The sequence below is a fragment of the Wukongibacter baidiensis genome (genome assembly GCF_050888315.1).
Classification (GTDB): domain Bacteria; phylum Bacillota; class Clostridia; order Peptostreptococcales; family Caminicellaceae; genus Wukongibacter; species Wukongibacter baidiensis.
The window spans coordinates 1955471-1973607 of the sequence record NZ_CP138202.1; the positions used below are offsets into that span (position 1 = coordinate 1955471).

At 33.2% G+C, this 18137-nt stretch carries 15 protein-coding genes, 1 pseudogene and 1 other annotated feature (1 of these 17 cut by a window edge); of the genes and pseudogenes, 3 read left to right on the top strand and 13 right to left on the bottom strand.

Annotation, left to right across the window (positions count from 1 at the left end):
- The 3 genes from R9X47_RS08850 to R9X47_RS08860 form a co-directional block, all read right to left on the bottom strand.
- Positions 1-927 (bottom strand): CGNR zinc finger domain-containing protein, encoded by a 927-nt coding sequence (locus R9X47_RS08850; RefSeq protein WP_432666440.1) that lies wholly within the window; start codon positions 925-927, stop codon positions 1-3.
- Between the two features lie 195 nt (positions 928-1122).
- Positions 1123-1455, bottom strand: a complete 333-nt coding sequence (locus tag R9X47_RS08855; RefSeq protein ID WP_432666441.1) for a DUF1292 domain-containing protein — start codon at positions 1453-1455, stop codon at positions 1123-1125.
- Positions 1456-1617: 162 nt separating this feature from the next.
- Positions 1618-1818 carry a cold-shock protein gene (locus R9X47_RS08860; protein ID WP_432666442.1) on the bottom strand — a complete coding sequence of 67 codons (201 nt, stop codon included), beginning with the start codon at positions 1816-1818 and terminating at the stop codon, positions 1618-1620.
- Between the two features lie 537 nt (positions 1819-2355).
- Here R9X47_RS08860 and R9X47_RS08865 point away from each other — a divergent pair.
- A pseudogene (locus R9X47_RS08865) lies at positions 2356-3483 on the top strand (DEAD/DEAH box helicase); the annotation flags it as partial.
- A 214-nt stretch (positions 3484-3697) separates the two neighbouring features.
- On the opposite strand, the gene R9X47_RS08870 reads toward R9X47_RS08865, so the two are convergent.
- The 4 genes from R9X47_RS08870 to R9X47_RS08885 all read right to left on the bottom strand — a co-directional run bounded on the left by R9X47_RS08870 (position 3698) and on the right by R9X47_RS08885 (position 9035).
- On the bottom strand, positions 3698-3832 hold the full coding sequence (locus R9X47_RS08870) for a hypothetical protein (protein ID WP_432666443.1): 135 nt from the start codon (positions 3830-3832) through the stop codon (positions 3698-3700).
- Between the two features lie 38 nt (positions 3833-3870).
- Positions 3871-4545 (bottom strand): ABC transporter ATP-binding protein, encoded by a 675-nt coding sequence (locus R9X47_RS08875; RefSeq protein WP_432666444.1) that lies wholly within the window; start codon positions 4543-4545, stop codon positions 3871-3873.
- A 258-nt stretch (positions 4546-4803) separates the two neighbouring features.
- On the bottom strand, positions 4804-7896 hold the full coding sequence (locus R9X47_RS08880; RefSeq protein WP_432666445.1) for an efflux RND transporter permease subunit: 3093 nt from the start codon (positions 7894-7896) through the stop codon (positions 4804-4806).
- On the bottom strand, positions 7896-9035 hold the full coding sequence (locus R9X47_RS08885) for an efflux RND transporter periplasmic adaptor subunit (RefSeq protein WP_432666446.1): 1140 nt from the start codon (positions 9033-9035) through the stop codon (positions 7896-7898). The genes R9X47_RS08880 and R9X47_RS08885 overlap by 1 nt, the downstream gene beginning before the upstream one ends.
- Positions 9036-9311: 276 nt before the next feature.
- On the opposite strand from R9X47_RS08885, the gene R9X47_RS08890 reads away from it, so the two are divergent.
- Both R9X47_RS08890 and R9X47_RS08895 read left to right on the top strand, forming a co-directional pair.
- Positions 9312-10025, top strand: coding sequence for a response regulator transcription factor (locus R9X47_RS08890; protein ID WP_432666447.1), 714 nt, complete (start codon positions 9312-9314; stop codon positions 10023-10025).
- Positions 10009-11460, top strand: a complete 1452-nt coding sequence (locus R9X47_RS08895; RefSeq protein ID WP_432666448.1) for an ATP-binding protein — start codon at positions 10009-10011, stop codon at positions 11458-11460. Before R9X47_RS08890 ends, R9X47_RS08895 begins: the two co-directional genes overlap by 17 nt.
- Before the next feature lie 348 nt (positions 11461-11808).
- On the opposite strand, the gene R9X47_RS08900 is transcribed toward R9X47_RS08895, so the two are convergent.
- The 6 genes from R9X47_RS08900 to lysS form a co-directional block, all read right to left on the bottom strand.
- Positions 11809-12561: a MerR family transcriptional regulator gene (locus R9X47_RS08900; protein ID WP_432666449.1), complete on the bottom strand. Its 753-nt coding sequence runs from the start codon at positions 12559-12561 to the stop codon at positions 11809-11811.
- A gap of 11 nt (positions 12562-12572) precedes the next feature.
- Positions 12573-13307 (bottom strand): class I SAM-dependent methyltransferase, encoded by a 735-nt coding sequence (locus R9X47_RS08905; RefSeq protein WP_432666450.1) that lies wholly within the window; start codon positions 13305-13307, stop codon positions 12573-12575.
- A 26-nt stretch (positions 13308-13333) separates the two neighbouring features.
- The gene (locus R9X47_RS08910) at positions 13334-14086 is read right to left on the bottom strand and encodes a GNAT family N-acetyltransferase (RefSeq protein ID WP_432666451.1); all 753 of its coding nucleotides are present in this window, start codon (positions 14084-14086) and stop codon (positions 13334-13336) included.
- A complete protein-coding gene (locus R9X47_RS08915; protein WP_432666452.1) occupies positions 14083-15000 on the bottom strand; it encodes an ArsR/SmtB family transcription factor in 918 nt (305 codons plus the stop codon). Before R9X47_RS08915 ends, R9X47_RS08910 begins: the two co-directional genes overlap by 4 nt.
- Positions 15001-15216: 216 nt before the next feature.
- Entirely contained in the window at positions 15217-16197 is a 981-nt protein-coding gene (gene manA, locus R9X47_RS08920; RefSeq protein WP_432666453.1) for a mannose-6-phosphate isomerase, class I, read from the bottom strand.
- A 218-nt stretch (positions 16198-16415) separates the two neighbouring features.
- Entirely contained in the window at positions 16416-17978 is a 1563-nt protein-coding gene (gene lysS / locus R9X47_RS08925) for a lysine--tRNA ligase (RefSeq protein WP_432666454.1), read from the bottom strand.
- 116 nt (positions 17979-18094) lie between these two features.
- Positions 18095-18137, bottom strand: a binding site (T-box leader); it runs 213 nt beyond the window's last position.

Here is an 18137-nt window from a genome sequence, read left to right on the forward strand (position 1 = left end):
TTATCTCTCCTCTAGTTGACCAGCTTTCTTACTTCTACTTTTTTTAACATTTGCACGATTTCTACATGCTGGATTGCAGTATTTCTCCCTATCACTTTTTGCAATAAAAACACTCCCACAATGACTACATCGGTTTAGCAAGATTTTTTCATCGGTAACTGCAAAGGCGTATATTGTTTCTATTGTAGTTTTAAGTGAATCAAACTGCCATGCTATAGTAGTCTTGTCTAATTGATTAATAGTAAATCCTATTTTCTCAGCATGAAACTGTCCAGCCATAATGGTGACATTTTCTACTAAATAGGTAGATGAATTTCTATACATCAATAGTTGGTTAAAGTGTGACACTATCATCTTGGCAAAATCTATTATCCATTTAACTTGTTCAGCATAAAACCTAGAAAATATAAGGTCCATAACGACAGGACGTTTGCCATAAAACTTCGGAGAGTCTTCGCTCTTTCCTAAATACACGCTGTTCTTATACTCTCCGACTACAACCTCTCCCTCCTCAGCAAAAGGTATGAACAAGTTCATATACTTAGTTCCATCCATGATTTTTTCTTTTGTTACATGATTGTTTTCAATAGACATTACAGTGTCATCGCCAACAATATTTCGATTGTATACACTTGCGCTGATTAATCCTAACAAACCATATTTCTTGGCAAATATCAAAATAGTTTTTTTTAATTCATCATTATACTTCTCATCTGCATCCCCATCTGCCTTTAAAGCCCATTCTCCTATTCTCATTAGGTCTATAAGTAAATCCTCTGCCACATCAAAGGGATTGTACATGCTAAAGTTTGCTTTAACAGTCGGAGCTATATAAAGCTCCCCTGACTCGCTTTCTTTATATTCATAATCACTATATCTAATCCAATCCGTAGCAAAGCTTCCTATCAAAGCTATCTTTCTACTCATTAGAATGTCCTCCTAATATATTAATAATTTTTAACATGTAATAGTTTTAATATCATTAACTATTACACATATTATATACCTATATATCCTTTCTGTCAATTATCTTCATACAATAGAATACCCGTAGGACATTAAATTTTATGCCTACGGGTATTTATCTTAGTTACTTTTTCAATTATTTGTTCTTCTTATTTATTATTCACACAGACTTAGGAAAGCCTCTGATACCATTTCATACTCTTCATCGGTCTCGATCTGAGATAGCACTGGTCCTTCTTCTGTTTCTTCAAAACCGTATAAGAATACATCCTCACCATCTTTTGGAAGCAAAGCTATATACTCTTTATCTTTAATTTCAAAAATGCCTAATACCTGACACTCCAACTCTTTTCCATCATTTAAAGATAGATAAAGCACTTCTGCACCTTCATGAGAATGGCATCCACATCCGCATTCATGTCCATCATCATGGTGATGGTGTTCATGGTCATGTCCACATTGACAGCTATGGTTATTTTCTTTACTCATTGTATTCCTCCCAATTTTTTATGTATTTGTTACTATTTAGTATCTCACATTACTTTATTATTATCAATACTCAACACTTATTATATTAAACACAGGTTAGTATCAAAAAACTAAAAACCTGAAGATTAATCTTCAGGTTTAAATAGTCTAATTAAATTTTAATTAAATAATGTTGATGTTTTCAGCTTGAGGACCTTTAGCTCCTTCAACTACGTCGAAAGATACTTTTTGTCCTTCATCTAAAGTTTTGAATCCTTCTTTGTTGATTTGTGAGAAATGAGCGAATACGTCATTTCCTTCGTCTGTAGTGATGAATCCAAATCCTTTTTCTGCGTTAAACCATTTTACTGTACCAGTAGTCATGTTCTCTTACCTCCGAAATTTTTATTACCTTAATTCTTTGTAATAATAAATTACCCATAAAAGCTAAAAGATATTCAATCTTTTTGCTTTTGGTCAGACCTCACTTCGTGAAATGACCTACAATAAAAATTTCGAAATCTATGTTTTAAGTCAGCCTTAAGCTTAGATAATTCGAAAAATATTCTATGTAATAAATCATTTACTTCTGAATAAAGGTTCTCTATAATCATATACTATTTATGAAATATGTCAAGTCCCTTTTTGTTACTTTTTTTCAAAGCTATAGATTATTTATCAATACAATAATGTAAATGCATGTAAACAAGCTTATTTAGCTCAATTTGCTACCTATCTCTTTTTATTGTATTAAATTTCTGATATACTAAATTGATTATATAAATTTCATATATATACTCAATCTATATTTTATTCTCTATACAGCACAATCAAAAATATGTTTAGCCTAGATTGTCCATAGAAAGTTTGAAAATGTACTTCTCTGGATAATCTGGAGTTAACTTCGAAAGGTAAATTATTATGATAAAATTTAAAGATTTAAAACTTAGCGATAATATAATAGAATCCTTACAATCACAAGGTATAAATGAGCCTACTCCAATACAAGAGCAAAGCATTATGCTCATAAAAAATGGTGATGATGTCATTGCAGAGGCCCAAACTGGGACAGGTAAAACCCTAGCCTTCCTGCTTCCAATGTTTGAAAATATGTCTCCTGATGTTGAAACAATTCAAGGTTTGATCCTAACTCCTACCAGAGAACTTGCTATACAAATAACCCAGGAGGCTAAAAAATTAACAGAAGCCAAGGATTTAAAGATTCTAGCTGCTTATGGCGGTCAAGATATAACAGCACAATTAAAAAAACTAAAGAGGAATATTCATCTAGTAATCGCAACTCCAGGTAGACTATTAGACCACCTTCGTAGGGAAACTATCAATCTTGATGGATTGCGTACATTTGTTTTAGACGAAGCCGATCAAATGCTTCATATGGGTTTTAAAAACGAAGTTGAAGCTATTATAAAGCAAACGCCAAAAGAAAGACAAACTCTTTGCTTTTCGGCAACAATGAACTCCCAGGTAAAAAAGCTTGCTTACAAGTATATGAATGATCCTAAAATAGTAGTGGTAGAAAAGGAAGAAATAACTCTTAAGAATATCAAGCAGACTGTAATAGAAACAACCGATAGAAGAAAGCAAACTGATCTTTGCAGAGTTTTGGATGAAGACAATCCCTTTATGGCTATTATCTTTTGTAGGACCAAGCGAAGGGTTGATAAACTTGAAGAGGATCTTTATCAGAAGGGCTACAATTGTCAAAAACTGCATGGTGACTTAACTCAATCAAAACGTGAAAAGGTCATGAAAGCCTTTAAAAAAACTGATATTCAATATTTGATAGCTACCGATGTAGCAGCTAGAGGGTTAGATATAAGTGGTGTTACCCATGTATATAACTATGATATTCCTGAAAATGCCGAAAGCTACATACACCGTATGGGCCGAACTGGAAGAGCTGGAGAAGAAGGACATGCATACATTTTTGTTGCTCCAAAGGATAAAACCGCCCTTGAGACAATTGAAAGGGAAATTCAATTAAGAATTCCTAGACGAGTTCTATCACCTTCAAAGGAAAGTGGCAAAGAAACCGAAGAAAAATCTCAATCTCCTAAACGAAAATATTCAAAGAGAGTAAACACTAATCCTAAGAAGTTTTATAAGTCCAATAAACGTCAAGGTAAAAAGCGTAGGTAAATATTTAGAGAAAATATAGAACATCGATATGTAATTGATATCTAAAGCTTCTATATTTTCTCTTTTCTAATTTTTCTTTTATGTCCCCATATCATAATTTTGTTTACCCATCGCTCATATGGCTACCTTTAGAATTAGTAATTTCACTATCAATCTCATCATTAAAATCTTCAAACATTTCTTCAATTTCAGATAGTGTTATCATTAACTCTATCATAGTTTCCATAGCTCCCTTCATTCAATTAACATCCTCCAAAATATACGTAATTTCTATTTTTATATTTGTATATCATCCATGACCTCTCCTTTTTTAAAGAACACTATTCTTTTTGAAAATCTAGCTATGTCGTAGTTGTTAACAGCAATCACAACTGTCATTCCTTCATTATTCAATCTTTGAAATATATCAATTATCCCCTTTCCTTTTTTTATATCTAGTTGGTCTGTTACTTCGTTGGCAAGTATGATTTTGGGATTGTTTGCTAGTGCCCTTGCTATTGCAAACCTTTGCCTTTCTTCTAAAGATAGTTGGTTTGGTTTGTAATTTGATTTATTCTCTATTCTTACTTTTTTTAGTAAAGTCGTTGCTCTCTGTCTTCTTTCTTTCTCAGAAATTCCTGCATACATCATAGGAAGTTCAACACTTTCTATTACGGATGTCCTTGATAACTGATTAAAAGTCTTAGATACAAACCCTATTTCCGTATTCTTTATCTTGAATAGTTCACTCTCCTTTAAATTTTCTACGATCATATTATATAGCCAATATTCTCCAGTAGTTGGTCGGTCTTGACATCCTATAATCTTAATTAAACTAGATTTACCGGAATTCCCATCACCCATAAAGGATACGAACTCACCTGATTGAATACGTATATTTACATTTTTCAAAACCTTAACTTCTCTATTTCCCTTTATAAGGATTTTCTCTACATTCCGAATATCTATCATGATGCCTCCAATAACTAATTATATATTGTTTATCTTATATACTATTTAGGGGGGGCGTCTCATAATGGCGAATTTCTGCGTTATTTGAAATATTCACCGACTTGGCACGTACGTCAGTACTAGCCAAACCGTTGAAATTTCAAAACCTTGAACTTCACTCATTCTGAAACACCCCGGGCTGTACTCATAAGAAACCTTTATGAGACAGCCCCTTTAGTTCAGCCCTCAGGATGCTTCATATTGTGAGACACCACATTTTTATTCAGTTTCTTTAATTTGCCTTCTCCTCTTCATACTAAAATCATCAAATATTGTATATAGCACTGGAATAAAGACTAATATTAAGGCCGTAGCCAATGTCAATCCACCAATTACTACTATCGCCATAGGCGCTAAAGTCTTTGCTCCCTTTGCTACAACCATTGGTAGTAATCCTAAAATAGTCGTTAGTGTCGTCATAAGAATTGGTTTTAATCTAATCGGCCCCGCATTTAAAATGGCTTCTGTTCTTTCTTCTCCAAGCTCTCTTCTAGTTCCGATATAGTCAATTAAGATGATAGCACCATTTACAACAACTCCGGATAGTACAACAGCTCCAATAATTGCTGGAATACTTAGGGGAGTTCTACGTATTACTAGTCCTAAGGCTCCTCCTCCAAATGCTAGTGGTACAGAAAGCATTATAATAAAAGGATTTAATAGAGATTCAAATTGAGAAGCAAGAATCATATAGATCAAAAGGACTGCCATACCTAATGCTACACCCAAATTGCTGAATTCCTTTGTCAACTCCTCGATTTCTCCGCTTACCTTGTAACTATACCCCTGTGGCATATCATATTCTGCTAGCTTTGCATTTGCATCCTTTACGATACTGCCAACATCTCTACCATATATTTCTCCTGTAATTGATATTTGATTCATTTGATCTTCTCTTTTTAAACTTACAGGTCCCTTTTGCATATTAATCTTAGCCACATTACTTAGTGGAATACGAGTCCCATTATTCACTGGAATCATTACTTGTTTTAGATTGGCTATGCTTTGTTTGTAAGTCTCATCGCCTTTTATCACAACATCCACTTTTTTTCCATTTATTTTATATGTGGTAGCTATGGTACCGTCAATATTATTTCTAACACCGTTTGCTATTGTTGATAAGCTCAAACCATATCTAGAAGCTCTATCTCTATCTATGTCAAGTCGCACCTGTGGAACTCCTTCACTCAAGTCTCCTCTTACATCCTTTGTTCCTTCTACAGATCCTATGATCTCCACGAAGTCATTATTGATTTTTTTAAGTACTTCTAAATCTTTTCCTCTAATTTTAAAATCTAAAGGCTTCCCTCCTCCAGAAAAACTAGTGGTAGAGGTTACCTTGACTGTTATTTCTGCTCCTGCAATATTCTTAACTTCTTCTCTTACATCGTTGGCGATTTCATTAACACTACGTTTCCTTTCACCAAGCTTTTTAGAAGTAACTGATATGGTAGCCTTATTACCTTCTCCACCTTCTTCAAATTCGCCACCACCCATTGTAGATTGTATGGTTTTTATTTCGTCCATCTTCCCAATCTTTGATTCTATTCTACTAACTACTTCTCCTGTATCTTCAATGGTAGATCCAACTGGTAGAGTTACATTTACATTGAAGGTTCCATCATCGGTTTTTGGAAAAAATTCGTATCCCACTGTAGTTAAGGATGCTATACTAACTAAAAATATTAATATACCCATTAATATCGTTGTTTTTCTATGACCTAAACTCCATTTTAACAAGGATCTATAATTTTTCTCCAATTTATCAAATAGATAATCAAACTTTTCATATATCTTTGATAATATTTTAGACCTGCTGTAATTTCCTTTTTGCTTAACTTGTTCTATCTTCAGAAATTTTGAACACAGCATAGGCACAAGAGTTAATGAAACTGCTAAAGAAGATAATAGTGAGAAAGTTACAGTTAATGCTAAAGAGTGAAACAGCTGCATAATCATACCTTTTAGGAATGCTAAAGGTAAAAATACGGCTACTGTTGTCAATGTTGATGCTATAACTGATAAACCAATCTCCTTTGTTCCTTCAATTGCTGCCTCTTTTCGTGAATACCCATTTTGCATATACCTAAAAATGTTTTCAAGCACAACGATAGAGTTATCCACAAGCATTCCTATACCTAGCGCTAATCCACCTAAGGTCATCATATTCAAGCTTATTCCTTTAAAATAAATTAAGGAAAGTGTCGCTATAATTGATACTGGAATAGCTATCCCTATGATCATTGTTGTTCGTATGTTTCTTAAAAAAACATATAATACCATTACAGCAAATACAGCCCCTAAAGCAGCGGATTTTATAACATTTGAAATTGTCGATTGTATAAGTGTCGATTGATCCAAAACCTTTACAAATTTTATATTTGGATATTCCTTCTTTATCTTTTCTAATTCACTATTAATTAACCTTCCTACATTTACAACGTTTGATCCCGATTGCTTTTTAATACTTATCTTAATAGCTTCATTTCCATTCAGTTTAACAATGGAAGATACATCTTTATGGCTTAATTCAACTTTAGCAATATCACTTAAGTAGGCCATTCCTCCACCTGTAAGAGGGATAGGTATCTTTTCCATTTCTTCTATTGACTTTAGCTCTCCATTTGTTCTAATATTAAGTTTTCTATTCCCCTTTTGTATCTTTCCACCGGGAATATTTTGATTATTGGCTTGAATAATCTGTGCAATGTAATCTATAGTTAACCCATATCCCTCAGCTTTTTTCCTATTTAAGGTAATTTCTACTTCCCTATCACGTCCACCTGTGACACTTACCGATGCCGCACCCTTAATTCTTTCTAGTCTCGGCTTTAATTTATCCTTAGCAAATATTTTCACAGCATCTAAGTCCTCATCAGAACTCAGCGATATTTCAACTATTGGCTGATCACTCAAATCAAATTTATATACCAATGGTGATTTGGACCCTTTTGGCAGCGCTGCTTTAACCAAGTCTATTTTTTCTCTAAGTTCTAAAGCAGCAAAGTTTATGTCTGTTCCATAGTTAAACTCTATTTCAATTGTTGATTGACCCTCCGATGAGGTAGATGATATCTTTTTTAGATTATTCATTGAAGATATTGTCTCTTCTAAGGGCTTTGTAACTAACTCCTCTACTTCTTCTGGTCCCACTCCCTCATAGGTTGTCATCACTAACAAAAATGGAATCTCAACCTTTGGAAATAAAGCCAATGGTAGCTTAAACGTAGAAACTAATCCTAACAACACCACTATTAATGTCATCATAATTGTTGTTATTGGCCGTTTAATGCAGATCTTCGTAAAGTTCATTATTCATCACCTCTTACCACTTTGACTTTAGATCCATTTTTCAAATAGCTTTGGCCTTTTACAACAATGTCTTCATTTATTTTTAGCCCCTTAACAATTTCTGTATATGCACCTGTATCAAGTCCCGTAACTACCTCTCTTTCTGTTACTGTCTCTCCATCTAAGACATATACAACCAATTTTTCTTTCTTGTTAACAATCGTTTCACTTCTGATAGCAACTACATCTTCCTTAACATCAGTATTTAACTTAATAATTGCAAACATATCAGGTTTAATTTTTAGATCATTATTATCTATATGTATTTTAACTGGATACATTTTCGTCATATCATTTACTACAGGGCTTACTTCATCAATTTTACTAGACACATCTTTTAAAGATGCAGCTTCTATATCCACCATAACTTCTTTGCCCTTATGTATCTCATTAACAATATCTTCTGTTACTTCAATCTTTGCCAGTACAACATCCATATCTACTATAGTCATTGCTTCCTGGCCTGCTGATACATATGCACCTACATCTATACCTATGTTTGCAACGATTCCACCTATCGATGCCTTCACCTCGGTTTTGCTCAATTCATCTACCGCCTGATTGTACTGAATCTGAGCTTGATTTAAAGAAGCTTTAGCAAGCTCAAGTTGATTGTCCGATGCAGCTTTTTCGGATTGTTCATAATCGACCTTAGAAATACTTCCTTGCTCATATAATAGTTTATTTCTCTCAAAATTGCTTTTTGCTAAGGCTATTTGCTCCATAGTTATATCGTAATTTGCCTTAGCACTGTCTAGGGCTGTTTTGGTCTGATCAATTCTCTTCTTGATTTCCTCTTTATCAATCACATAAAGAACATCACCTTTTTTAACCCTGTTTCCTACTTTTGTATTTATAGCTTGCACCTTTCCGGAAGCCCTTGATATAACAGAGACTTTTCTGTTGGCTTCAATATTTCCATTAAAGACCACCTCCTGGTACATTGTTTTACTAGATACCTTTTCAACCTCAACTGGTATGGTCTTCTCTTCCTGTGTAACTTCCTCTGCATTTGATTTATTTGCTTCTTTCGAAGAACACCCTGAAGCAAAGACTGTCATAATAATTGCCAACACTAATACACTTAACACTTTTCTCATATAATTTCCTCCTCAAATTTTGCTGTCAACCTTAATACATATTTTCAGGCTAAATGCATTGGCTCCAATGCACTTATTAAGTGAATGGGATTTAAACTGCCCTTTTGCTATTTTCTATGATAAAGTCCAATAATGAAAATAAAATTATGTAAATATAAAAAAAATATTAAATTATTCTCTATCTATTGACTGGGAATACATTTTTATTTAACCTTAACTTATAAAATTGTAGGCTATTTCTAATAGCTCTGCTCTGTAGAAAGCGAAGTGATAGTTTTGTCAAATGAGAGGATTTTAGTAATAGATGATGAGAAGGATATAGCCGAACTTATAAAGGATTATCTAGAAGATGAAGCTTTTCAAGTAAAGATTGCACTGGATGGGGAAAAGGCCTTCACAAAGTTCGAAGAGTTCGATCCACAACTACTTTTGCTTGATATTATGCTTCCAAAGGTCGATGGCATGGAGGTTTGCAGAATTATTCGCTCTAAATCTGATGTTCCAATACTTATGTTAAGTGCAAAAAAAAGTGACATGAATAAGGTTTTAGGACTGGGGCTTGGAGCAGATGATTATATTACTAAACCCTTTAGCCCTAGTGAATTAGTAGCACGGGTAAAGGCTCACCTTAGGCGTTATACGAAGCTTCAATCACCTTCTATTGAAAAAGAATTTCTCGTCTTTGACAATCTTAAGATTGACCTTAAAAACTATGTACTTTTTATGGATGATCAAGAAATTTCACTTTCAAAAAAAGAGTTTGATGTTCTTAAGTTTCTTGCTTTAAATGCAAATCAAACAGTAACCCGCGAACAGATCTTTAATCATGTTTGGGGATATGATTATTATGGTGACATGAATACGGTAACTGTTCATATTCGAAATCTAAGAAAGAAAATTGAAAAGGATACAGCTAACCCCAAATTTATCAAAACTATCTGGAGTATCGGATATAGGTTTCTAGGAGATAATTATGAAGCACGTATTTAGAAAAAAAATTATTTTATCTATCCTACTGACTACAGTAATAACAATACTCTCTATTATAGGAACTGGCTACTTACTTTTTGACTCAAGAAGTCCATTGTCCTATCGTATTTATTCTGGTTTAGATGAAGATACTCTCTTAAAATTGGAACATGACTTTACAAATTTATACCATTCTATTAACATTAACTACAGATACGTTGACGACTATGATGCTTTCTATAGAAGCACTACACCATTTTTAAATAAGCATATTAAACGTCTACAAGTTGTGAATAATTCCGATATAATTATATTTGACTCTATGGACAGAGAATCATCTCTGCAAAAAAAATCCTTAGATACAAGTACAATTCAAGATGAAGATCATTATTTTATGGGATTTACCGGCGATAAGTATACATTTAGTATTCCTATTCAAGTTGATGCTGAAAGAGTTGCTACAGGAATCATTACTACCACTGGTTCTGTCAAAACTTCTTTTGAGCAATTTCGAATAGCTCTTCTGGGTTTGTTTATATTTGGATTAATAGTGTTTATTTTATTAATCTTGTTCTTTTCATGGTGGGTGTCACGGGATATGATAGAGCCCCTTAAAAGACTTAATGTATCAGCCGCAAATATCTCTCAAGGAAACCTGGATTTTGAAGTTAATTATAAAAAAGACAACGAACTTGGTCATTTCTGTAGAATTTTTGATACCATGAGAATAGAGTTAAAATCTTTATTAGAACGACAGTCAGCCTATGAGAGATCCCGTAAGGAATTAATTGCCAGTATGTCCCATGACCTAAGAACACCTCTAACTTCTATTAAAGGATATGTAGAAGGATTAGAAGATGGTAAGGGAAAGAATGAAGAAAGGTTTAAGAGATATTTAAATGTTATTCGTAACAATGTAAACAGACTAGATACACTAATTGAAGACCTATTTCAATTCTCTCAACTAGAATTAGGCGATTTACCAATGGATTTTAAAACTCAGAATTGCAGCGTAATGCTAGAGAGTATTTTTAGAAATTTTGAAGCAGAATTTAAGGATACTGATATCACTTTTACAGTACAGAGGCCCCTGCCATCTGCTATTATTCATGCTGATGAGAAAAGAATTACCCAGGTACTAGAAAATTTAATCAGCAACGCTAAAAGATATATACCAAGCAGTGGTCATATAACTGTTGGAGCTATGCTGAAAGATCAATTCATTAAAATATATGTTGAGGATAACGGAGTAGGAATCTCTTCCGATGCACTCCCCTATATATTTGATCTATGCTATCGTGAAGAAGAATCTCGATCAACGGATTATGGAGGCGTTGGTCTTGGACTTACTATCTGCAAAAAAATCATAGAGATGCATGATGGAGAAATATATGCTGAAAGTGTTCAGAATGCAGGAACTACCTTTTACTTTACAATTCCACTTAATGTATTGTAATCTTTTTAAGACTATCGTGTAAATGTAAAATAAGGTATCAGAAATGACAAAGTGAGAATCCTATTACTAGTTTATCATTTTGTCATTCCTGATACCTTTATGTTTCATAGTCAACTTCATCATCAAACGCTTCAATCTTTTCTTCAATTTCAGATAGTGTTATCATTAATTCTATCATAGTTTCCATGGCCCTTCTGCTCAATTGATTTCCCCCTAAATAGGTAAGTCGCCTTTATATATAATTATCTCTACAATTAAAAAAATCCTATAATTAACCAAAACCTTAGGTCTGACCTAACGTCAATGATTAAAATAGGATTTAATATTATAATGCTATAAGCCTCTTAATTATTTTATCTTCATTTGAATTCTAATATAAAGTGTCTTTGCATTAAAAATTGATAGATTATCATCCTCAATAGTAATAAGTTTTCCAACAAGCTTAATTTTGTTTTTAGCTGCGTAATCAAAAAATTCTGTTACCTTGTCCTCCCCATCTTCAACGTTATCAAGAATAACATCGTAACAAAGGTACCTTCCCTTTTCTAATACATGATTAACTTGGTTTTCTGTTTCTTTGCAGGTATAACAATAGTAATCATCATAGATCTCATAAAGCCTATCATTATATATATCTACTTTTCCTATAAAATTATAATACTCTAGAGCAGTAGGTACATGATCAATAGGATATTTCGCTATTTCCAGTAAATTTCTTGTTTCTATTTCTACAATGCTAAATTTTAAATTTTCAATCTCTGAGGTTTCTGATAATTTTATAATCGAATTAGTTTTCTTTTTTAAAGCTTCCAAAGTCTTAATTTTTGATTCAATATCCTCAACTGATTTTTTCATTGCGGCTACATAGTCCTCTTTATTTCCTTCATCGAATAGCTCCTTTATTTTACCAACTGGAATGTCTAACTCTCTGAGTAATAGGATATGACATAATCTATAAATTTGCTTGAATCCATACATTCTATAACCATTTTCATCTATTAATTCAGGAAACAACACTCCTTTTTCTTCAAAATATCTAACTTGATGGGTAGATATACTCAATAACTTAGCCAATTGTCCTATTGTTATTTTATCTTTCATGGCAGTACCTCCTATTTGACGGCAATAACATACGGGGCTCTTTGTTTATATACTACTGGATGTTTAAGCATATCTGACTTTATTCTTTCTATTCCTGCCTCTATTGCACCTTCAGATATCATGCCGAACATAGAGTAGCCCTTCTTAGAAGCTATTTCAATTAATCTAGAGCCATAATCTAAGTCCTCTCCTATTTCAAGTATACCATTATCTATTTCATTATAATAATTTCTAAGAAGTGCATCTTTTATCTCCGGAGTATCTTGATACCTTCTCAACTCCCCCTCTAAGGTTTCTGGAAAATACTTCGTTGTAAGTCTATTTCTTATATGTTCATGATCATCAGAGAAAACTACCAATTTCCCATTTTCTTTGAGTACTCTTTTTATATTTTTAAACATTTTCTCTATGTCCTTGATATGATGAATAACATCCACCATATAAACTAAATCAAATGCAGAGTCCGGTATTTCTAAAAGCTCTATAGCATCGCCTTCAACTAATACAGCATCTTTGCACTTCTCTCTAGCCCTACTAAGCATACCCTTAGAACGATCTAGTCCCCAAACCTCTGGCTTTGTTATGTCATAAATAATCTTAAGATAATTTGCTGTTCCGCAGCCTATTTCAAGAACACGGCTTTCCTTGCTAAGCTGTGCCTTTTCTATCATGAATTTTACGGCCTTTAAGTCAGCTTCCCTAACAGCATCATATATCTTAGATATTTCATTATAATTATAGTTCACAACGATATCCCCCTTAGAAATTTAATTTATCTAGCTTTTAAACTCTTTATTCTATACCAATAACTATATTGTTTTTTGTATCCTAACTTCTCATAAAGAATTTTTGCCCCCTCATTTGCGTCTACAACCTGAAGATATGAGTATTTACAACCATTCTTCACAGCCTTATATATGAGATTTTTCATTATCCTTGTACCAAGACCCTTTCTTCTTTCATCCTCATGTACACATATATCATACATCCCTATATAGCCTCTCTCGGCCACTCCTAGCCCCACGGCTACAATTTTCCCGTTATCCCTTATAGATGCATAGTATGTATCTGGAACTATGCTTTCAAGCATTTTTCTCAAGGTTAAAGTATTTTTGCTACTAACCTTATTCATAGATACAAATGCATCAAACCATTCACTTCTAAGTTCTCTATGTATTGTGACTGTTTTCTCTTCATCTTCCTTTATCTGGGCTTTAGATATATCCTTAAGCATTATATTAGTCTTTGCTTCATAGGAATATCCCTTCTGATTTAATATCTCATCAACCCTATAACCCGTTTCCATTTCTGTAAGCTTAAAAACAGTATCCAAATTATTTTTCTGAAATATTCCATCGCATATTCCTATGTTCTTATTTATGTCTACACTACAAGCATATATGGGATTTACAGAGTTTGCTCTTTTTGAATAACCATTTGAAAATCTAACTACCCATCCGTTTACAAGGTTTGTATATAGTGCAGGAATTGCATTCATTGATAATTCCTCTATTTTTTGTATCATTCCTCATCCCCCTTAAATATATAGTTGTATATATTTTTCATAGCCTTCTTTATTTCGTTTTCATTTATACCGTAATATATTGAATTCCCCTCCTGGCTTTGAATATCAACAAAGCCTACATCCTTAAACACCTTAAAATGCCTAGAAACAGTTGAGGCATTTACATTCATCTTTTCAGCCATTTCATTTACGCTAAAGGCCGATAGGGTAAGGTTTTTTAACATCTTGAGCCTGGTCTTATCATTAAAGGCCAAGGTCCTTAAAAGTAACATATCCGATGGTTCTTCAAATTCCATTGATTTGCTCTCTAAAGCAATGTAAAACAAGAAAGTATTTTCACTGTACCAGAAGACTACATTTCTACTTGAAAACACGGAAGGCATTACAATAATATTCTCTATATCATCCATATGAACACTTAGCTCTGGCTTTATATTGAATTTTATTGTATTATTTTCTTCCCTTTCAATTCTATCTGATAATCCAAGAATATAATTAATTAACTCCTCTTTAGATGATGCACTAGAGATTTCCATAGCCTTTTCACTTATCTGCTTAGAATATTTCGACATCTCTAAAAAGCAATAGTTATACCATATATCAGATAACAGTTTTACCATATGGGGTTCAGCTTTAGGACCAAATAAACTTTCTGGGTTCTTTAACGCATTTACGAACATCTCCTCGGGCGAAGTTGTACCTTCCATCGTCATGTCTATTATATTTTTTATTACATTAAGCCAATCTCCAGTTAGCGGAGCAATTAAATCAATGGCTTCTTTTTCTTCCTTTGAAAGCTTTGAATCTACAGCTTCCAAGGAAGTACAAAATGGCTTAAATCTCTCCCTACTAAAAACCTGCCTTATTAAAAGGGCTGTATCGAGTATTGGATAATATCCTATTTTTATTTGCATTTTATCACCTCTTCTTTCTTTTAATTTTCGTATTTGTGCATATATGCAAATTATAATTTATAACTTATATGTTGTCAATATTTTCCTCATATTTCTTCCACAATTAAATTATTTTGTATTACATATTGTAGGTTGAATGACCAAAAAAATAAAACCATGAACAGATTATCATCCTATTGTAAGTATTAATAATCCTTCTGGTTTTATTTCAAGTTTTCATCTTTCTATTTCTCCTAATATTTCTCTCTCCACCCTATTAATATCCGGGACATAACTTTTCAAAACCTTAAGCTTTCCTTTAAAAATATAATGTCCTAGAGATGCAGGTATCAAAATACTTTCTCCTCTTTGTATAACATCTTTTCCATCCTTATAGATAAGTTCACCTTGTCCATCAACACAAGTAAATATATAAAATCTTTCAATATCACTGTTTTCCTCAAACTTATCTTCAATATCATAGAGCTCCAACGAAAAATCTTTTCCCAAGCAAAGGTAGGTTTTCGTATACCCATCTCCATATATTCTAATCCCCTTACTTTTTTCGCCCTTTAGATTTAAATCTACTACATCTAATGCTTTATTTATATGAATATCTCGTCCTCTATTATAGTCATAAACCCTATATGTTGTATCACTATTTTGCTGGATTTCGGCAATTAGTACCCCTTCACCAATTGCATGGATAAGTCCACTTTTAATAAAAATAACATCGCCTTTTTTAACTGGCACTTTATTAAGATACTGGTCTAATCCACCATTTTCTATTGCATCTTGAAACTCTTCCTTTTGTGATATATTTTTAGTGCCTACAATCAGATTAGCACCTTCCTTAGCTTCCATCACATACCATACTTCAGTCTTACCCATTTCCCCTTCTGTTTTTTTTCCGTATTCATCATTTGGATGTACTTGTACCGATAACTTATCCTTAGCATTTATTAATTTGATGAGAAGTGGAAAACTATCTTTTTGAATATGAGTACCTATTAGCTCTTCGCCCTTAAGTTTTATAAGCTGGTCTAGCCCCATTCCTCTAAATTCTCCATTTGAAATAATACTTGTTCCCTTTGGATGGCAAGCAACCTCCCAGCTTTCTCCAATCCTTCCTTCCGGTAGGTTTTCTTTAATTAACCCTAAATCCCTTCCGCCCCATATTTTCTTATGATATATTTCCTTAAACTTAAGTGGGTACATAGTATCCTCCTTCAAATTTCCTCTTCTACTATTGTATTTACTTCTTTTATAAAATATGTCCTATATATCATTGCAGGAAAGCTATCTTTGGTCATCTTTCTAATGCTCTATTAGGAAAAGGACTGAAAGTAAGTTATATAATCTATCCCTAAAAAAGTCCTACAACTCTGCTTTACAGCCTAAGTTATAGGACAATTTTAGTCGAGGACTATATACTATTAATTAAAGCCTAATAAAGCTAGGGTTTTCTCTATACCTAGCGTCTTTATAAGTAAGGACAACCTTGGGCCACTGTTGCTATTTAGTATAAGTCTATAGACAATAGCGAACAAAACCTTTTGATTGTTTCTCTTTACCTTCTTATCATCATCATAACAAACATCATATATCCTCTTCATTAGCTCATCATTACCTAAATTTTGACTATTTTCAATAACGATACAAAGGTCTGCTAACCACTTTCTCTGAAGATCATCTAGGGTTTCGTAATACTCTGTATCCTTACTGGTGTTTAGACTAATCATCTTTTCAGTATACCAATTTTTAGTCCAGTATTCTACTCTATCACTTATTTTTTTGATATTACTTAGCTCATATTCTTCACCAATCTTATTCAATATATCCTTTAATATCTGAGTATCAAAGTTTATCAGTGGCAAAACTCCTGCTACCTGATTAAATTTAGGTACCGTACTAATTTCATCATCAATTTCCGATAACTCCATCGAATATGACAAGTCTTCATCACCTAGAGCTCCCTTTAGATACTTAGTCTTAAATCGTTCATATTCAGAGTAGTTCCTAATTACATCTTCATCTAATCCAATATTGAAGGCTGATCCTGGCTTATACTTTGAAAAAATGAAAAGTATAATTTCAGGTAGATATATTTTAAGTAACTCATCTGGAGTTATAATATTTCCCAATGAACTCGACATCTTTGTGTTACTGCCCTTAATCCCTATAAACTCATAGGCCACATAATCGGGTTCACTATAATTAAATATTCTTCTTGCTATTTCCTTCGAAACGTTATAGCTTCCCGTTGCCGATGAATGGTCCCTGCCACCGGGTTCAAAAATCACATCCTCAACCATCCACCTCATGGGCCAGTCAATTTTCCAGTTTAATTTAATATTCTTTGCATCCATTACATTCACAATGCTATCATTTCCACACTTACAAGTATATTGAATGCTTTCTTTTTCTTCTTCAAAGCTTATGGTATTTATATTATCTTTGCCACAGTCATCACAGTATAAGGTAATAGGATAAAAGGCATTTCTATCTTCCTCAGAGGACTCCTGGGTTTTGAATTCCATTAATATATCATATATTTCTTTCCTTTTCTTTAGAGCATGGAGTATATGTCTATTGTATCTGCCGCTTCTATACTCTTTACTCTGATAAATAAACTCCGCTTCGATGCCAAATACATCTAAGGATTTTTCGAACTCTTTTTCAAAATGCTCTGCATAGGATCCATGACATCCGTAGGGGTCTGGAATCTCTGAGTAGGGCTTCCCTATATATTGTTCAAAGGACTGATCTATATTTTTAGGTACCTTCCTAAATCTATCGTAGTCATCCCATGAAAAAATAAACCTCGCTCTCTTTCCTAGTTTTCTTAATGCCTTAACTACAAAATACGTCGTTATTACTTCTCTAAAATTGCCTATATGAATAGATCCAGATGGACTAATTCCCGATGCACATACAAAGTTCTCCTTGTCTGGATACTTATTAATAAGTTCCTCAGCTATTTTATATGCCCAATGCATATTATCACTCCTTAAAATTTCTTTTTACTACTTTATTTCACTCTGTTTCCACTTAATATTCGCTTCTGATTTGGCTTTAAAAACAATAAAAAACTCCCACCCCCAAGATTATTCATCTTGAGGACGAGAGTTATTAACTCCGTGGTACCACCTCAGTTT